At 71.7% G+C, this 15,260-nt stretch carries 13 protein-coding genes; 12 read left to right on the top strand and 1 reads right to left on the bottom strand.

The genetic code is table 11. The features are described from left to right. From VFQ84_RS06690 to VFQ84_RS06640, 11 genes are all read left to right on the top strand, one after another. A partial coding sequence (locus VFQ84_RS06690; RefSeq protein WP_325130505.1) for an ATP-binding domain-containing protein occupies window positions 1–480 on the top strand: 480 nt, incomplete at its 5' end. A 144-nt stretch (window positions 481–624) separates the two neighbouring features. Continuing rightward, window positions 625–1,908 (top strand): MHYT domain-containing protein, encoded by a 1,284-nt coding sequence (locus VFQ84_RS06685; protein ID WP_325130502.1) that lies wholly within the window; start codon window positions 625–627, stop codon window positions 1,906–1,908. Between the two features lie 122 nt (window positions 1,909–2,030). After that, entirely contained in the window at window positions 2,031–4,640 is a 2,610-nt protein-coding gene (acnD, locus tag VFQ84_RS06680; RefSeq protein WP_325130499.1) for a Fe/S-dependent 2-methylisocitrate dehydratase AcnD, read from the top strand. A 185-nt stretch (window positions 4,641–4,825) separates the two neighbouring features. Continuing rightward, entirely contained in the window at window positions 4,826–5,215 is a 390-nt protein-coding gene (locus VFQ84_RS06675) for an endonuclease domain-containing protein (RefSeq protein ID WP_325130497.1), read from the top strand. Beyond that, a complete protein-coding gene (gene prpF / locus VFQ84_RS06670) occupies window positions 5,216–6,400 on the top strand; it encodes a 2-methylaconitate cis-trans isomerase PrpF (protein WP_325130495.1) in 1,185 nt (394 codons plus the stop codon). Between the two features lie 104 nt (window positions 6,401–6,504). Next, window positions 6,505–6,948 carry a YciI family protein gene (locus VFQ84_RS06665; protein WP_325130493.1) on the top strand — a complete coding sequence of 148 codons (444 nt, stop codon included), beginning with the start codon at window positions 6,505–6,507 and terminating at the stop codon, window positions 6,946–6,948. Between the two features lie 71 nt (window positions 6,949–7,019). Further along, window positions 7,020–7,709, top strand: a complete 690-nt coding sequence (locus tag VFQ84_RS06660; protein WP_325130489.1) for an SDR family oxidoreductase — start codon at window positions 7,020–7,022, stop codon at window positions 7,707–7,709. A 146-nt stretch (window positions 7,710–7,855) separates the two neighbouring features. Continuing rightward, the gene (locus tag VFQ84_RS06655) at window positions 7,856–9,175 is read left to right on the top strand and encodes an amidohydrolase family protein (protein WP_325130488.1); all 1,320 of its coding nucleotides are present in this window, start codon (window positions 7,856–7,858) and stop codon (window positions 9,173–9,175) included. Beyond that, window positions 9,172–9,945 (top strand): hypothetical protein, encoded by a 774-nt coding sequence (locus VFQ84_RS06650; RefSeq protein ID WP_325130486.1) that lies wholly within the window; start codon window positions 9,172–9,174, stop codon window positions 9,943–9,945. Before VFQ84_RS06655 ends, VFQ84_RS06650 begins: the two co-directional genes overlap by 4 nt. Window positions 9,946–10,015: 70 nt before the next feature. Beyond that, window positions 10,016–12,400, top strand: a complete 2,385-nt coding sequence (locus tag VFQ84_RS06645; protein ID WP_325130484.1) for an alpha/beta hydrolase fold domain-containing protein — start codon at window positions 10,016–10,018, stop codon at window positions 12,398–12,400. Window positions 12,401–12,432: 32 nt separating this feature from the next. Continuing rightward, on the top strand, window positions 12,433–12,843 hold the full coding sequence (locus tag VFQ84_RS06640; protein WP_325130482.1) for a hypothetical protein: 411 nt from the start codon (window positions 12,433–12,435) through the stop codon (window positions 12,841–12,843). A 34-nt stretch (window positions 12,844–12,877) separates the two neighbouring features. On the opposite strand, the gene VFQ84_RS06635 is transcribed toward VFQ84_RS06640, so the two are convergent. Next, the gene (locus VFQ84_RS06635; protein ID WP_325130481.1) at window positions 12,878–14,293 is read right to left on the bottom strand and encodes a dihydrolipoyl dehydrogenase; all 1,416 of its coding nucleotides are present in this window, start codon (window positions 14,291–14,293) and stop codon (window positions 12,878–12,880) included. Window positions 14,294–14,463: 170 nt separating this feature from the next. Here VFQ84_RS06635 and VFQ84_RS06630 point away from each other — a divergent pair, with 170 nt between their 5' ends. Beyond that, entirely contained in the window at window positions 14,464–15,144 is a 681-nt protein-coding gene (locus VFQ84_RS06630) for a cupin domain-containing protein (protein ID WP_325130479.1), read from the top strand. Window positions 15,145–15,260: the final 116 nt, after the last annotated feature.

The raw sequence follows: 15,260 nt of genomic DNA, 5'->3' as shown, positions 1-15,260 counted from the left end.
GCTTTCGGCGCGCAGGCGCTGAACGATGCGATCGAGCGGCGCCTGCGCCAGTGCTGGTCGGTGCCGGCCGACGCGGCCTGGTTCCCCGGGCGGATGGTGATGGTGCTGCGCAACGACTACGGCAGCGGCCTGTTCAACGGCGACGTGGGCCTGTGCCTGCGCGATGCCGACGGCGAGCTGCGGGTCTGGTTCGAAGGCGCCGACGGCGAGGCGCGCGCGTTCGCACCCGGCGCCCTGCCGGCGCACGCACCGGCCTGGGCCATCACCATCCACAAGAGCCAGGGCAGCGAGTACGGCGACGTGGCCGTGCTGCTGCCGCCCGACCCCGAACACCGCATCCTGTCGCGCCAGCTGCTCTATACCGCCCTCTCGCGCGCCCGGCACGCGGTCGAGATCTGGGGGCCGCAGGCCAGCCTCGACAACGCCCTTGCGCGGGCGGTGCCGCGCGCCGGCGGCCTGCGCGACCGCCTCGCGCGCTGAGCCCGCGCCCACAACGTAACGTTGCGCCGGTGACGTCACCCAGGGCGGACCTGCATCACGCTTTCACGTCGATCTCGCCCCGCGCTCACCGCCCCTGTATCGCGTGATCCGCATCCTTCGCGGCCAACCTACAGGGGCAACACCATGCAAGGCACCTACGATCCGATCCTCGTCGCGCTATCGATCCTGATCGCGGCCCTCGCCGGCTATGTCGCGATTGAATTCGCCGGCCGCCTGTTTTCCCGCCGCGACGAGTGGGTGAAGTGGCTGGTTGGCGGCTCACTGGCCATGGGCAGCGGTATCTGGGCGATGCACTTCGTCGGCATGTCGGCGCTGATGATGCCGATCGCCATCACCTACGACCTCGGCATCACCGTGTTCTCGTGGCTGGCGGCGGTGGTGGTGTCGGCGCTGGCGCTGTTCATCGTCAGCCGCGGTGAGCTGACCAAGGTGAACCTCGGCCTGGGCGCGCTGGCCATGGGCGCCGGCGTGTGCGTCATGCATTACTCCGGCATGGCGGCGATGAAGATGGACCCGGGCCTGGGCTATGACCCGTTCTGGTTCACCGTGTCGGTGATCATCGCCGTGGTCGCCTCGGGCGCCGCCCTGGTGCTGGTGTCGGCGCTGCAGACGATCCGCTCCTGGGCCGACGTGGCGCGTCGCGTCGGCGCCGCCCTGGCGATGGGCGTCGCGGTGGCCGGCATGCACTATGCGGGCATGGCCGCGGTGACCTTCGAGGCCGGCGCGTTCTGTGCCCCGGGCAACCTGCTCTCCGGCGGCGCGCTGACCACGCCGACCGCGCTGCTGTCGCTGCTGGGCCTGGGCCTGGCCATCTTCTTCGCGGTGAAGGACGCGCGCGACGCCATCCAGGCCGAGCGCGAGGCGCGGGCGGCGGCGGAGCGCCTGGAAGTGCTGGCCTTCGTCGATCGCGAAACCGGCCTGCCCAACCGACCGCGCCTGAGCCAGCTGATCAGCGACGCCCTCGGCGCGGCCGAGCCCGCCTTCGGCCTGGTCAGCGTGCGCGTGCAGCGCGAGGACGGCGGCGACGGCCGCGCCCAGCTGCCGGCGGTGGCCAAGGCGCTGCAGGCCGACGTGCCCGAAGGCGTCATCATCGCCCGCACCTCGCCCGACCAGCTGCTGATCCTGCAGGACGTCTACGGCCTGCGGCGCGGCTCGCGCGAACTGCTGCCGCTGCTGCAGCGCGTGGATGCCGCCTTCGGGGCCCGCGGCGTGCGGCTGGCCTACGGCCTGGCCGTGGCGCCGGAAGATGGCGACACGTCCCAGATGCTGATGCTGCGCGCCGCTGCCCGCGGCGGTTCGATCATCGAGTTCGGGCAGCTGCTGGCGGCCTACGGCGACCGCAGCCTGGGCGCGATCACGTCCTACCGCAGCGAACCCGCGCCACCGGTGCGCAGCTCCGCGGCCTGATCCCGGGCCGGGTCCGTCGGTCGGCCCCTCAGGGCCGGCCGGCGTGTCGCCGGGCCGATGCCGGCACCTGACCCGGTTTTTCGATTCGGGGATAATGGCGGCTTTCCGCTTGGTCCCCGCCCATGAACAGCCTGTTCCGCAAGCCCCTGCCCGGTACCGCCCTCGACTTCTTCGACGCCCGTGCGGCGGTGGAGGCGCTGCAGCCCGGCGCCTGGGACGGCCTGCCCTACGTCTCGCGGGTGATGGCGGAGAACCTGGTGCGGCGCTGCGACCCGGCCACGCTGGACGCGTCGCTGCGCCAGCTGGTCGAGCGCAAGCGTGACCTCGACTTCCCGTGGTTCCCGGCGCGCGTGGTCTGCCACGACATCCTGGGCCAGACCGCGCTGGTGGACCTGGCCGGCCTGCGCGACGCCATCGCCGACCAGGGCGGCGACCCGGCCCAGGTGAACCCGGTGGTGCCGGTGCAGCTGATCGTCGACCACTCGCTGGCGGTGGAGTGCGGCGGCTTCGATCCGGATGCGTTCGCGAAGAACCGCGCCATCGAGGATCGCCGAAACGAGGACCGCTTCCACTTCATCGACTGGACCAAGCTGGCGTTCAAGAACGTGGACGTGATCCCGCCGGGCAACGGGATCATGCACCAGATCAACCTGGAGAAGATGTCGCCGGTGATCTACGTGCAGGACGGCGTCGCCTTCCCCGACACCTGCGTCGGCACCGACAGCCACACGCCGCACGTGGACGCGCTGGGCGTGATCGCGATCGGCGTCGGCGGCCTCGAGGCCGAGAACGTGATGCTGGGGCGCGCGTCGTGGATGCGCCTGCCCGACATCATCGGCGTCGAGCTCACCGGCAAGCCGCAGCCCGGCATCACCGCCACCGACATCGTGCTGGCGCTCACCGAGTTCCTGCGCGCCTCGAAGGTGGTCGGCGCCTGGCTGGAGTTCCGCGGCGAAGGCGCCGCGGCGCTGACCCTGGGCGACCGCGCCACCATTTCCAACATGGCGCCCGAGTACGGCGCCACCGCGGCGATGTTCTTCATCGACGGCAACACGCTCGACTACCTGCGCCTGACCGGGCGCAGCGACGAACAGGTGTCCCTGGTCGAAACGTATGCGAAGCACACCGGCCTGTGGGCCGATGCGCTGGCCACGGCGAAGTACGAGCGCACGCTCACGTTCGACCTCTCGGCCGTGGGCCGCAACATGGCCGGTCCGTCCAATCCGCATGCGCGCGTGGCCACCACCGACCTCGCGGCCAAGGGCATCGCCGGCAACCTCGCCGCCGCCCGCGCGCAGGAAGCCGAGGGCCTGATGCCCGACGGCGCGGTGATCATCGCCGCCATCACCTCGTGCACGAACACCTCCAATCCGCGCAACGTCATCGCCGCCGGCCTGCTGGCGCGCAAGGCCAACCGCGCCGGCCTGGTGCGCAAGCCCTGGGTTAAGTCGTCGCTGGCGCCGGGTTCGAAGGCCGTGGCGCTGTACCTGGAGGAGGCCGGCCTGAAGACCGAGCTGGAGACGCTCGGCTTCGGCATCGTCGCCTTCGCCTGCACCACCTGCAACGGCATGAGCGGCGCGCTGGATCCGGCGATCCAGCAGGAGATCATCGACCGCGACCTGTACGCCACCGCCGTGCTCAGCGGCAACCGCAACTTCGACGGCCGCATCCATCCGTATGCCAAGCAGGCCTTCCTGGCCTCGCCGCCGTTGGTGGTGGCCTACGCCATCGCCGGCACCATCCGCTTCGACATCGAGAAGGACGTGCTGGGCCACGATGCCGCGGGCAAGCCGGTCACGCTGAAGGACCTGTGGCCGAGCGACGAGGAGATCGACGCCATCGTGAAGGCGTCGGTGAAGCCGGCGCAGTTCCGCAGCGTGTACGAGCCGATGTTCAGCGTGGTGGTCGAGAACACCGCCAAGGTGAGCCCGCTGTACGACTGGCGTCCGCAGAGCACCTACATCCGCCGCCCGCCGTACTGGGAAGGCGCGCTGGCCGGCGAGCGCACCCTGCGCGGCCTGCGCCCGCTGGCGCTGCTGGGCGACAACATCACCACCGACCACCTGTCGCCGTCGAACGCGATCCTGGCCAACTCGGCCGCCGGTGAATACCTGGCGAAGATGGGCCTGCCGGAAGAGGACTTCAATTCCTACGCCACGCACCGCGGCGACCACCTCACGGCGCTGCGCGCCACCTTCGCCAACCCGACGCTGACCAACGAGATGGCGGTGGTGGACGGTGCGGTGAAGAAGGGCTCGCTGGCGCGCGTGGAGCCGGAAGGGCAGGTGATGCGCATGTGGGAAGCGATCGAGACCTACCTGGACCGCCGCCAGCCGCTGATCATCGTGGCCGGCGCCGACTACGGCCAGGGCTCGAGCCGCGACTGGGCCGCGAAGGGCGTGCGCCTGGCGGGCGTGGAAGTGATCGTGGCCGAGGGCTTCGAGCGCATCCACCGCACCAACCTGATCGGCATGGGCGTGCTGCCGCTGGAGTTCCTGCCCGGCACCACCCGCAAGACCCTGGGCCTGGACGGCACCGAGACCTACGACGTAACCGGCCCGCGCACGCCGCGCGCCACGCTCACCCTGGTCGTGAACCGCCGCAACGGCGAGCGCGTCGAGGTGCCGGTGGTGTGCCGCCTGGATTCGGACGAGGAGGTTTCCATCTACGAGGCGGGGGGTGTTCTCCAGCGGTTTGCGCAGGATTTCCTGGCGGCTTCGAAGGTGGCTTAGGGCAAGATCGACCCCTCTCCCCCGGCCCCTCTCCCACAAGGGGAGAGGGGAGTCCTTAGAAAGCCCCTCTCCCCTTGCGGGACAGGGGAGCCCGTCAAAAGCCCCTCTCCCCTTGCGGGACAGGGGAGCCCGTAGAAAGCCCCTCTCCCCTTGCGGGAGAGGGGTTGGGGAGAGGGGAGACCGCCATGCCCTCACCCCCATTCGCCAAACACCTCCGCCAATCCATGACCGAGGCCGAGCACCGCCTCTGGTTCCACCTCCGCGCCCATCGCTTCGCCGGTTACAAATTTCGCCGCCAGCAGCCGATCGGTCCCTACATCGTTGATTTCGCGGCCATGCGGCATCGCCTGGTCATCGAGGCCGACGGGGGGCAGCACAACGGGGATGCGCGGGACGCACAACGCGATGACTGGCTAACAGCGCAGGGATATCGGGTGCTGCGGTTTTGGAACCACGAGGTATTGCAGAATACGGAGCTGGTACTGGAGGAGATCTGGCGTGCGCTCTGCGCGGGGCCCTCTCCCCCGGCCCCTCTCCCCCAGGGGGAGAGGGGAGACAAGCATGAGGATTCCTGAATGAAGCACGCTCCCCAGCTCCGTATTCCCGCCACTTACCTCCGCGGTGGTACCTCGAAAGGCGTGTTCTTCCGCCTCGAAGACCTGCCCGAAGCCGCCCGCGTCCCGGGCCCGGCGCGCGATGCGCTGCTGATGCGGGTGATCGGCTCGCCCGACCCCTATGGCAAGCACACCGACGGCATGGGCGGCGCCACCTCCAGCACCAGCAAGTGCGTGATCATCGGCCCGGCCACGCAGCCTGGCCACGACGTGGACTACCTCTACGGCCAGGTCGCGATCGACACCGCCTTCGTCGACTGGAGCGGCAACTGCGGCAACCTCAGTACCGCGGTCGGCCCGTTCGCGATCGCGAATGGTTTCATCGAGAAATCGCGCCTGCCGGAGAACGGCGTGTTCCCGGTGCGCATCTGGCAGGCCAACATCGGCAAGACCATCGTCTGCCATGTGCCGATCACGAACGGCGAGGTGCAGGAAACCGGCGACTTCGAGCTCGACGGCGTCACCTTCCCGGCGGCCGAGATCGTGCTGGAGTTCCTCGACCCGGCCGACGAGGGCGAAGGCGAGGGCGGCGGCGCGATGTTCCCCACCGGAAACCTTACCGACAGCCTGGACGTGCCGGGCGTGGGCACGCTCGAGGTGACGATGATCAACGCCGGCATTCCCACCGTCTTCGTCAACGCGAAGGACATCGGCTACACCGGCACCGAACTGCAGGACGCCATCAACGGCGATCCGAAGGCGCTGGCCAGGTTCGAAACGATCCGCGCCCACGGCGCCGTGCGCATGGGCCTGATCCGGGACGTCGCCGACGCCGCCAAGCGCCAGCACACGCCCAAGGTCGCCTTCGTGGCGCCGCCCGCCGACTACACCACCAGCAGCGGCAAGCGCGTCGCCGCCGCCGACATCGACCTGCACGTGCGCGCGCTGAGCATGGGCAAGCTGCACCACGCGATGATGGGCACCTGCGCGGTGGCCATCGGCACCGCCGCCGCCATTCCCGGCACCCTGGTGAACCGCGCGGCCGGCGGCGGCGAGCGAACCGCCGTGCGCTTCGGCCATCCCAGCGGTACCCTGCGCGTGGGTGCCGAAGCCGCCCGCGTCGACGGCCAGTGGGTGGTGCGCAAGGCCATCATGAGCCGCAGCGCGCGCGTGCTGATGGAAGGCTTCGTGCGGGTGCCGGGCTGACGCCCGCGCCCGGGGCGCGCGAGACGCGCGTCGACGCCCGACCCGCTCGTTCATCCGGGGCTTCCCGGGCCAGCCGGCCCTGCCCCGACCCAAGGAGAAGCCGCATGCGCGTGATCGTATTCGTCAAAGCCACCGCCGACAGCGAAGCCGGCGTCATGCCCCCGGCCGAGATGCTCGAGGCGATGGGCCGCTACAACGAAGCGCTGGTGAATGCCGGCATCATGCTGGCCGGCGAAGGCCTCAAGCCCACCGCCCAGGCCAAGCGCGTGCACTTCGATGGCACCCAGCGCACCGTCACCGACGGCCCGTTCGCCGACACCCGCGAGATCGTCGCCGGCTACTGGCTGTGGGAGGTCAAGGACATGGACGAAGCGGTGGCCTGGGTGAAGCGCTGCCCGAACCCGATGTTCGGTCCCAGCGATATCGACATCCGCCCGGTCTACGGCATCGAGGACTTCGGCGAAGCCCTCACGCCGGAGGCGGAAGCCGTGCACGGCCGCGTGGCCGAAAAGCTGGGGCCCGTGAACTACCCGTCCAGGAAGGACTGACGGCACGTCGGCCGGCGGCGCCGGAATCACATCGGGTACCATGCCCGGCAACGGATTCGCGGAGCGACGTCATGTCCTTGAACGGAAAAACCATCGCCGTCACCGGCGCCTTCGGCATCCTCGGCACGGCCGTGGTGCAGGCGCTGCTGGCACAGGGCGCCGCGGTCGCCGCCATCGACCGCGCCGACGCGCCGCGCGAACCGGCGACCCTGGGCCAGGCCAGCCTGCACGGCGGCGTCGACCTTGGCGACGCCGCGGCCGCGAAGGCCGCCTTCGACGCCATCGCCAAGGCGCACGGCGGCCTGCACGGCCTGGTCAACATCGCCGGCGGCTTCCGCTGGGAGACCGTGGCCGGTGCGTCGCTCGAAGGCTGGGACGCGATGTACCAGATGAACCTGCGCACCGCCGTGGCCGCCTGCCAGGCCGCGCTGGCGCATCTGCCGGACGGTGGCCGCATCGTCAACATCGGCGCCAACGGCGCGGTGAAGGCGGGCGCGGGCATGGGCGCGTACGCGGCGTCCAAGGCCGGCGTGATGCGGCTCACCGAAGCGCTGGCCGAAGAGCTCAAGGACCGCGGCATCACGGTGAACGCGCTGCTGCCGAGCATCATCGACACCCCGGCCAACCGCAAGGACATGCCCGACGCCGACTTCGGACGCTGGGTGGCGCCGGCCCAGCTGGCGGCGACGATTGCCTTCCTGCTCTCCGACGAGGCCGCCGCCATCACCGGCGCCCTGATCCCGGTGGTCGGCCGCGTCTGAGGCCGTCGACGGCCGCTCCAGGGTTCGACGTCCACGCCAGTTTCACCTCGCTTCGACACACTGCGGAGACTGCGCGGCCGAAAACCGGCCGTGCGCGCGTTCCTGATGTCATTCGAGCCCGACCGGACCGGGCAGGGGAGAAACCGATGGGCAGGATCAACTGCTTCGCGCCGTGGCTGGCGCTGGCCTGCGCGCTGGCGGCACCCGCCGCGGCGCAGGAGGCCGTGCTGTTCCGCGAGGTCCGCGTTTTCGATGGCACGGGCGCCGCGCTCTCGCCGCCCACGAACGTGCTGGTGCGCGGCAACACCATCGCCGCGATCGGGCCGGACGCCGGCGACCCCGCGGCGCGCGTGATCGACGGCCGCGGCCGCACCCTGATGCCGGGCCTGATCGACGTGCACGTGCACATGACCTTCAGCGCGATGGACATGGCCACGCTGCAGTCGCCCGACCTGACGCCCGAGACGGCGCAGCGCGCCGCGGCCGAAGGCGCCGGCAAGATGCTGCTGCGCGGCATCACCAGCGTGCGCGATGTCGGTGGGCCGATCTTCCCGCTCAAGGCCGCGATCGACCGCGGCGCGATCCCCGGTCCGCGCATCTGGCCTTCGGGCGCCCACCTGAGCCAGACCTCCGGCCACGGCGACCTGCGCGCGCCGAGCGAAGGTCCGCGCCGCTTCACCGGCAAGATGTCGCGCGCCGAGCAGCTGGGGGCCACCTGGATCGTCGACGGCCGCGACGACGTGCTCACCGCCACCCGCGAGAACCTGCGCTTCGGCGCCAGCCAGATCAAGCTCATGGCCGGCGGCGGCACCAGCTCCGACTACGACCCGCTCGACGTCACCCAGTACACGCTCGACGAAATGCGCGCCGCGGTCGAGGCCGCCGACGACTGGAACACCTACGTCACCGTCCACGCCTACACGCCCAAGGCGGTGCGCCGCGCCATCGAGGCCGGCGTGAAGTGCATCGAGCACGGCCAGCTGCTGGACGACGCCACCCTGCGGCTGATGGCCGAGAAGGGCATCTGGCTGAGCCTGCAGATGCTGCAGGGCGACTCCGAGAACATGGATGCCGCGCGCCGCACCAAGCGCAAGCCGGTGATCGATGCGCAGCAGACCATCTGGGCCCGCGCCAAGGCCGCCGGCGTGAAGCTGGCCTGGGGCACCGACGTCCTGTTCGACCCGAAGGTGAACGAAGAGCAGACCCGCTTCCTGCTGACGCTGCGCCCGTGGTTCACCCCGGCGGAGATCCTGAAGCTGGCCACGCACGACAACGCCCAGCTGCTGGCGCTGTCGGGCCCGCGCTCCCCTTACCAGGGCGAGCTGGGCGTGGTGCGCGAAGGCGCGCTGGCCGACCTGATCCTGGTCGACGGCGATCCGCTGGCCAACCTCGACCTGATCGGCGACCCGGCGAAGAACTTCGTCGTGATCATGAAGGACGGCGCGATCGTCAAGGAGCCGCGATGAAAGCGATGACTACCCGGAGCCGGATGGCGCGTGGCGTCGCCGCGCTGATGTTGGTGGTGGCCGTGCCTGCCGCCGCCCAGGACAGCCTGCGCGGCAGTGCGCCGGACGGCGAGTGGACCGGCCAGGTCACGCCCTATCTCTGGGGCTCGGGCCTCGGCGGCACGCTGACGCCCTTCACCGGTGCGCCCACGGTGCGCATCGACAAGTCCTTCCGCGACGTGCTCAAGGACAGCGACGGCGCCTTCTTCCTGTCGGCCTTCGCGCGCCGCGACCGGCTGGTGCTGCTGGGGGACTTCAGCTACGCCGCCTCGTCGAAGCAGGGCCGCATCCCGCCGGGCCTGCCGGCCGAGGGCCGCCTGCGGCAGACCTCGCTGACGCTGGCGGCGGGCTGGCGCATCCACGAGGACGAGCGCATCGCCTTCGACCTGCTCGGCGGCCTGCGCCACTGGGACGTCAGCGCCGCCGTGGCGGTGCCGCTGGCCGGCGTGTCCCGGTCGCCGGGCGACAGCTTCACCGACCCGCTGCTGGCCGCGCGCGTGAACGTCGCGCTGGCGCCGCGCTGGTCGATGATCGGCTACGCCGACGTCGGCGGCTTCGGCGCCGGCTCGGAAAGCACGCAGCAGTGGCTGGTGGTCGCCAACTACGCGGCCACCGACACCTGGGTGTTCTCGGCCGGGCTGCGCGCGCTGTCGGTGGACTACCGCGAGGGCGGCACCCGCGTCGACGCGCGCCTGGCCGGCCCGCTGGTCGGCGCCAGCTGGCGGTTCTAGCCCGCGCATCGTCGTGACCGACCCGGCCGGGGCCATGGGCTTCCGGCCGGCCATTGCCTAAGCTGGCCGCATGCCCATCGCCGAACCGCTGATCGCCTTCCTGCTGCGCACCACCCTGCGCGTCCTGCTCAAGCCGGCCTTCCATCCGCGCTGGCCGCTCCGCTGGCAGCGGCGCTGGCTGCACGCGCTGTCGCACCTCCGTCGCCTGCCCCAGGGCATCACGCGCCGCGACCTCACGCTGGGCGGCGTGCGTGCCGAACGCTGGGCCGACGAACGCGCCGCGCCGGTGCGCGCCGGCAGCGTCCTGTACCTGCACGGTGGCGGCTACTGCGTCGGCTCGCCGCGCACGCATCGTCCGCTGGCCGCCTGGCTGGCGCGCGACAGCGGCCTGCCGGTGGTGGTGGTGGATTACCGGCTGGCGCCCGAGCATCCGTTCCCGGCCGGCCTAGATGACGCGCTGGCTGCTTACGACGCGCTGCGCGCCGAGGGCCCGGTGGTGGTCGCCGGCGATTCCGCCGGCGCCGGCCTGGCGCTGTCGCTGGCGCTGCAGGCGCGCGACACCGGCCGCCCCGCGCCCGCCGCCCTGGTGCTGCTGGCGCCGCTGGTGGACCTGCGCGCCGACACGCTGCTGCCGGCGGTGAAGGGCGAGGCGATGCTGACCGAAGCCTGGCTGCGGGCGAACGCCGCGCACTACGCCGCCGGCCGGCTCGATGCGCCGCGCGTGTCACCGCTGCTGGCCGACCTGCGCGGCCTGCCGCCGGTGCTGGTGCAGCACGGCAGCGACGACCTGCTCGACGCCCAGGCGCAGGCCCTGGTGGCGAAGCTGCACGCCGCCGAGGTCGACGTGCGCCACGACCGCGTCGCGGGCCGCTGGCACGTGTTCCAGCTCCATGCCGGCAGCCTGCCCAGCGCCGACGCGGCGGTGGCGCGGATCGCAGGCTTCATGGCCCCGCACCTGCCGCCGGCCGCCGACGACCGCATCCACCACACGCTGATCCTGGGCGCCGGCATGTCGGGGCTGTGCGCGGCGATCGGGCTGCAGCGGGCGGGCCTGCGCGACTTCGTCATGCTGGAACAGTCCCACGGCCTGGGCGGCACCTGGTGGGACAACCGCTATCCCGGCGCGCAGGTCGACGTGCCGGCGCCGGCCTACGCCTTCTCGTTCGCGCCGAACCCGCGCTGGCGCCAGCGCTTCGCCAATGCGCCGGAGATCCACGCCTACCAGCAGGCCCTGGCCGCGAAGCACGGCCTGTCCGCCCGGCTGCGGCTGGGGACGCGCCTGGCGCAGGCGCGCTTCGATGAGGCCGAGGGCCTGTGGCACTTCCGCACCGCCGCCGGCGATACGCTGCGCGCGCGCTTCTTCGTCTGCAGCACCGGTCCGCTGAGCCAGCCGCGCTGGCCGGACATCCCCGGGCTGGAGGACTTCACCGGGCTGAAGCTGCACTCGGCGCGCTGGGATGCGCAGGCGCCGCTGGCCGGCCGGCGCATCGCGGTCATCGGCACCGGTTCGACCGCGGTGCAGCTGATCCCGCCCCTTGCCGCGAAGGCGTCGCAGCTGCACGTGTTCCAGCGCACCGCGAACTGGGTGCTGCCGCGGCTCGAGCGCCGCTACGCCTGGTTCGACGGGCTGCTGGCGCGGTTCCCGCCCTACGCCATTGTCGTGCGCGCGGCCTGGGTGCAGTTCCTCGAGCTGGGGCGCCGCGGCTTCGAGGACGGCACGCGGATGCGGCGCTTCATGCTGTGGTGGGCCGCGCGCCACCGCCGCGTGCAGCTGGCCGACCCCGCGCTGCGCAGCGCGCTCACGCCCGACTACCCGCTGGGCTGCAAGCGCATCATCTACTCGAGTGATTACTACCCCACGCTGTCGCAGCCGCACGTGTCGCTGGTCACCGCCGGCATCGAACGCATCACCGCCACCGGCGTGCGCACCGTCGATGGCGTCGAGCACGCCGCGGACGCGCTGGTCTGCGCCACCGGCTTCGACACCGTGCACCTGCTGCAGTCGCTGGACATCGTCGGCCGCGGCGGCCAGACCCTGGCCCACGCCTGGCGCGACGGCCCGGAGGCCCTGCACGGCATCCACGTCGCCGGCTTTCCCAACCTGTTCCTGATGCTGGGGCCGAACACCGCCACCGGCCACACGTCCACGCTGCTCTACATCGAGCCCGCGGTGAAGCACGCCATCGCCTGCATGCAGGCGGTCGACGCGGGTGGCTACCGCGCCATCGAGGTCGGCGCCGACCGGCAGCAGGCGCACAACGCCACGCTGCAGCAGCGCCTGTCGGGCTCGGTCTGGGCGCAATGCCGCAGCTGGTACCGCATGGACAACGGCAAGGTGGTGGCGATCTTCCCGGGCTACACCCGCGAGTACGTGGACACGCTGCGCGATCTGCATCCGGCGCAGCTGCAGCTCTCGTCCCCGGCGCCGCTTGCCCGGGGCCCGGCGGCGGGTTAGGTTCAGCCACCATCGACACCCGGGGAATCGTGATGCGCAAGCTGCTGGTGGCCTTCCTGCTGTCCGCGACACTGCCGGCGTCCGCACTGGCCTGCAGCCTCCCGGCCGGGCATATCGTCGACGCGGCGCTTTACTACGAACTGGGGTCGTCCAAGTTGACGATGTCAGGCCAGCAGACGGTGGACCTGGTCGCCGAGCAAGTCGTGGGCTGCCCCGTGATGGCCATCGCCGCCGGCCACGTCGACGCCAGCGAGCTCGAGACCAGCCCCCGGCTGGGCCAGGCACGCGCCGAGGATGTCCGCGACCGGCTGGTCGCCGCAGGCCTCCAGGCCCAGGACGTCCTCCTGCGCGACCAGGCCTTCAAGCGCCCGGCCGAACCGACCCGCTCCGGCATCAGCAGCCCGCGCAATCGCCGCGTGCAGCTGGTGGTCGTCGTCCTGTAGCGCGCCGGACCGGCCCTGCCCGCGGGGTGTTGGCTCAGTCCAGCGCCTCCGCCTTCAGCGGCGGGCATAGCGACAGGTCGGAGGCGTCGCCACCGCCATCCACCTGCCGGGCCAGGGCGCGCAGCGCGGTCCTCAGGCCTTCCTCGATGACGGGGTGGTAGAACGGCATCCGCAGCAGGTCGAACACGGTGAGCTCGCGGTCGATGGCCAGGGCCAGCAGGTGCGCGAGGTGGTCGCCGGAGGGCGCGCACAGTTCGGCGCCCAGCAGACGGCCGTCGGCCCTGGCGGCGTAGACGCGCAGCAGGCCCTGGTTGCGCTGGCCGGTGCGCGCGCGGCCTTGGCGGGTGAAGTCGATTTCGCCGATGACCGTGCCCGCCGGCAGCGCCTCGAAGCGCGTGCCCACGAACGCGGTGCCGGGGTCGGAGAACACGATGCCGAGCGGCGTGCGTCGGCGGAAGCGGTCGGGCGTGTCCTGCAGCGCGTTGCGGCCGGCGATGTAACCCTCGTCGGCGGCCTCGTGCAGGATCGGGGCGTGGGCGTTGGCGTCACCGGCCAGGTAGACGGGCAGGTCGGCGATCTGCAGCGTGCACGGGTCGAAGGGCGGCAGCCCGCGCGCGTCGAGCTTGACGCCCAGCGCCTCGAGGCCGATATCGTCGAGGTTGGGCCGACGGCCGATCGCGACCAGCACGGCGTCCACGTCGGCCACGGTGTCGCCCGCCTGAAGCCGCAGGCCGCTGCCGTGGGCCGACAGTGCGACGTCGGCGCCGGTGTGCAGCGCGAACTCGGACGCGAGCAGCTTGCGCAGCGTGGCGTTGACCTCAGGATCGGAAAGGCCTGCGAGCCGTTCGCCGCGGCCGAAGGCGGTGACCTCGCAGCCCAGCCTCGCCAGCGCCTGGGCCATCTCGATGCCGATGGCGCCCAAGCCGACCACGCCGATCCGGCGCGGCAGGTCGGTCTGCTCGAACAGGGCGTCGGTCGTCAGCACGCGGCCGCCGAGTGCGCGCCAGGCCGGTGGCAGCACCGGTCGCGCCCCGGTGGCGAGGATGATCCGGCTGGCCTTGAGCACCCGGTCGCCGACCTGCACGGTGTGCGCATCGAGCAGGCGCGCCCGCCCGGGCAGGTTGCGGTCGCCCAGGTCGGCGGTGGCCTCCAGCACCCCGGCCACGAAGAAGTCGCGCAGGGTGCGCACCCGCTGCAGCACCGCCGGCAGGTCGACCGCCAGGCCCTCGCCGCCGCGGATGCCGAAGGCCGCGAACTTGCCGCGGGCGTGGAACGCATTGGCCGCCTCCACCAGCACCTTCGAGGGCATGCAGCCGACCCGGGCACAGGTGGTGCCGTAGGGTCCGTCGTTGACCAGCACGAAGTCGTCGGTGCGCTTGCGCACTTCGCGCAGTGCCGACAGGCCGGCGGTGCCGGCGCCGATGATGATGACGTCGAGGGGGCGCGCCATGGATGCGCTCCGGATAGGGGGAAGACCATCGTGGACTGATTGGGACGGCCAGGCCAGTCGCCTTGCTCCCCTCTCCCCAACCCCTCTCCCGCAGGGGGAGAGGGGCTTGTTTGTGCACTTCGCATAGACCTGGGGAGAGCCATACTGTGTGCGGCTTCCAAGGTATTCCCATGCGCCTCAACGCTGACTTCACCCAACGCGTCGTCATCCGGCCAGGCGACAGCCCGTGGCAGGCCTCGCCTTCGCCGGGTGTCACGCGCCGTCTGCTCGATCGCGTGGGCGGGGAAGAGGCGCGCGCCACCAGCCTCGTGCGCTACGCGCCGGGCTCGGTGTTCCCGACCCACGAACACCCGGACGGCGAGGAAATCCTGGTGCTCGACGGCACCTTCAGCGACGACACCGGCGACTACGGCCCCGGCACCTACCTGCGCAATCCCGACGGCAGCCGGCACGCGCCGCGCAGTGCCGAAGGCTGCACGCTGTTCGTGAAGCTGCGCCAGTTCCAGGCCGGCGACACCGAGCGCGTGCGCATCGACACGAACGCCGAAGCCTGGCGCCCGGGCCTGGTGCCGGGCCTGCACGTGATGCCCCTGCATTCCTTCGGCACCCAGCACACCGCGCTGGTGGACTGGGCGCCGGGCACGGTGTTCCAGCCGCACACGCACTGGGGCGGCGAGGAGATCCTGGTGCTGTCGGGCGTGTTCGAGGACGAGCACGGCACGTACCCGGCCGGCAGCTGGCTGCGCAGCCCGCATCTTTCGAAGCACGCGCCGCGGGCGCCGCAGGGCGCGCGCATCCTGGTCAAGACCGGGCACCTGGACGCGGATTTCCTGGCGCGGTGGGCGGCGTGAAAAAGGCCATCGGCGCCGCGATCTTCTACGCCCGCTTCGCGCGGCCGTTCTCGCGCCTCGGTTTCAAGCGCCGGGTCGGCGAGGCGCCGCTGGACGCCGACTTCCGCGGCCAGCGC

It is taken from the genome of Arenimonas sp. (assembly GCF_035721105.1).
Lineage (GTDB): Bacteria > Pseudomonadota > Gammaproteobacteria > Xanthomonadales > Xanthomonadaceae > Arenimonas.
Note: the sequence above shows the minus strand (reverse complement) of the source record. Positions and strands in the feature narration are given on the sequence as shown.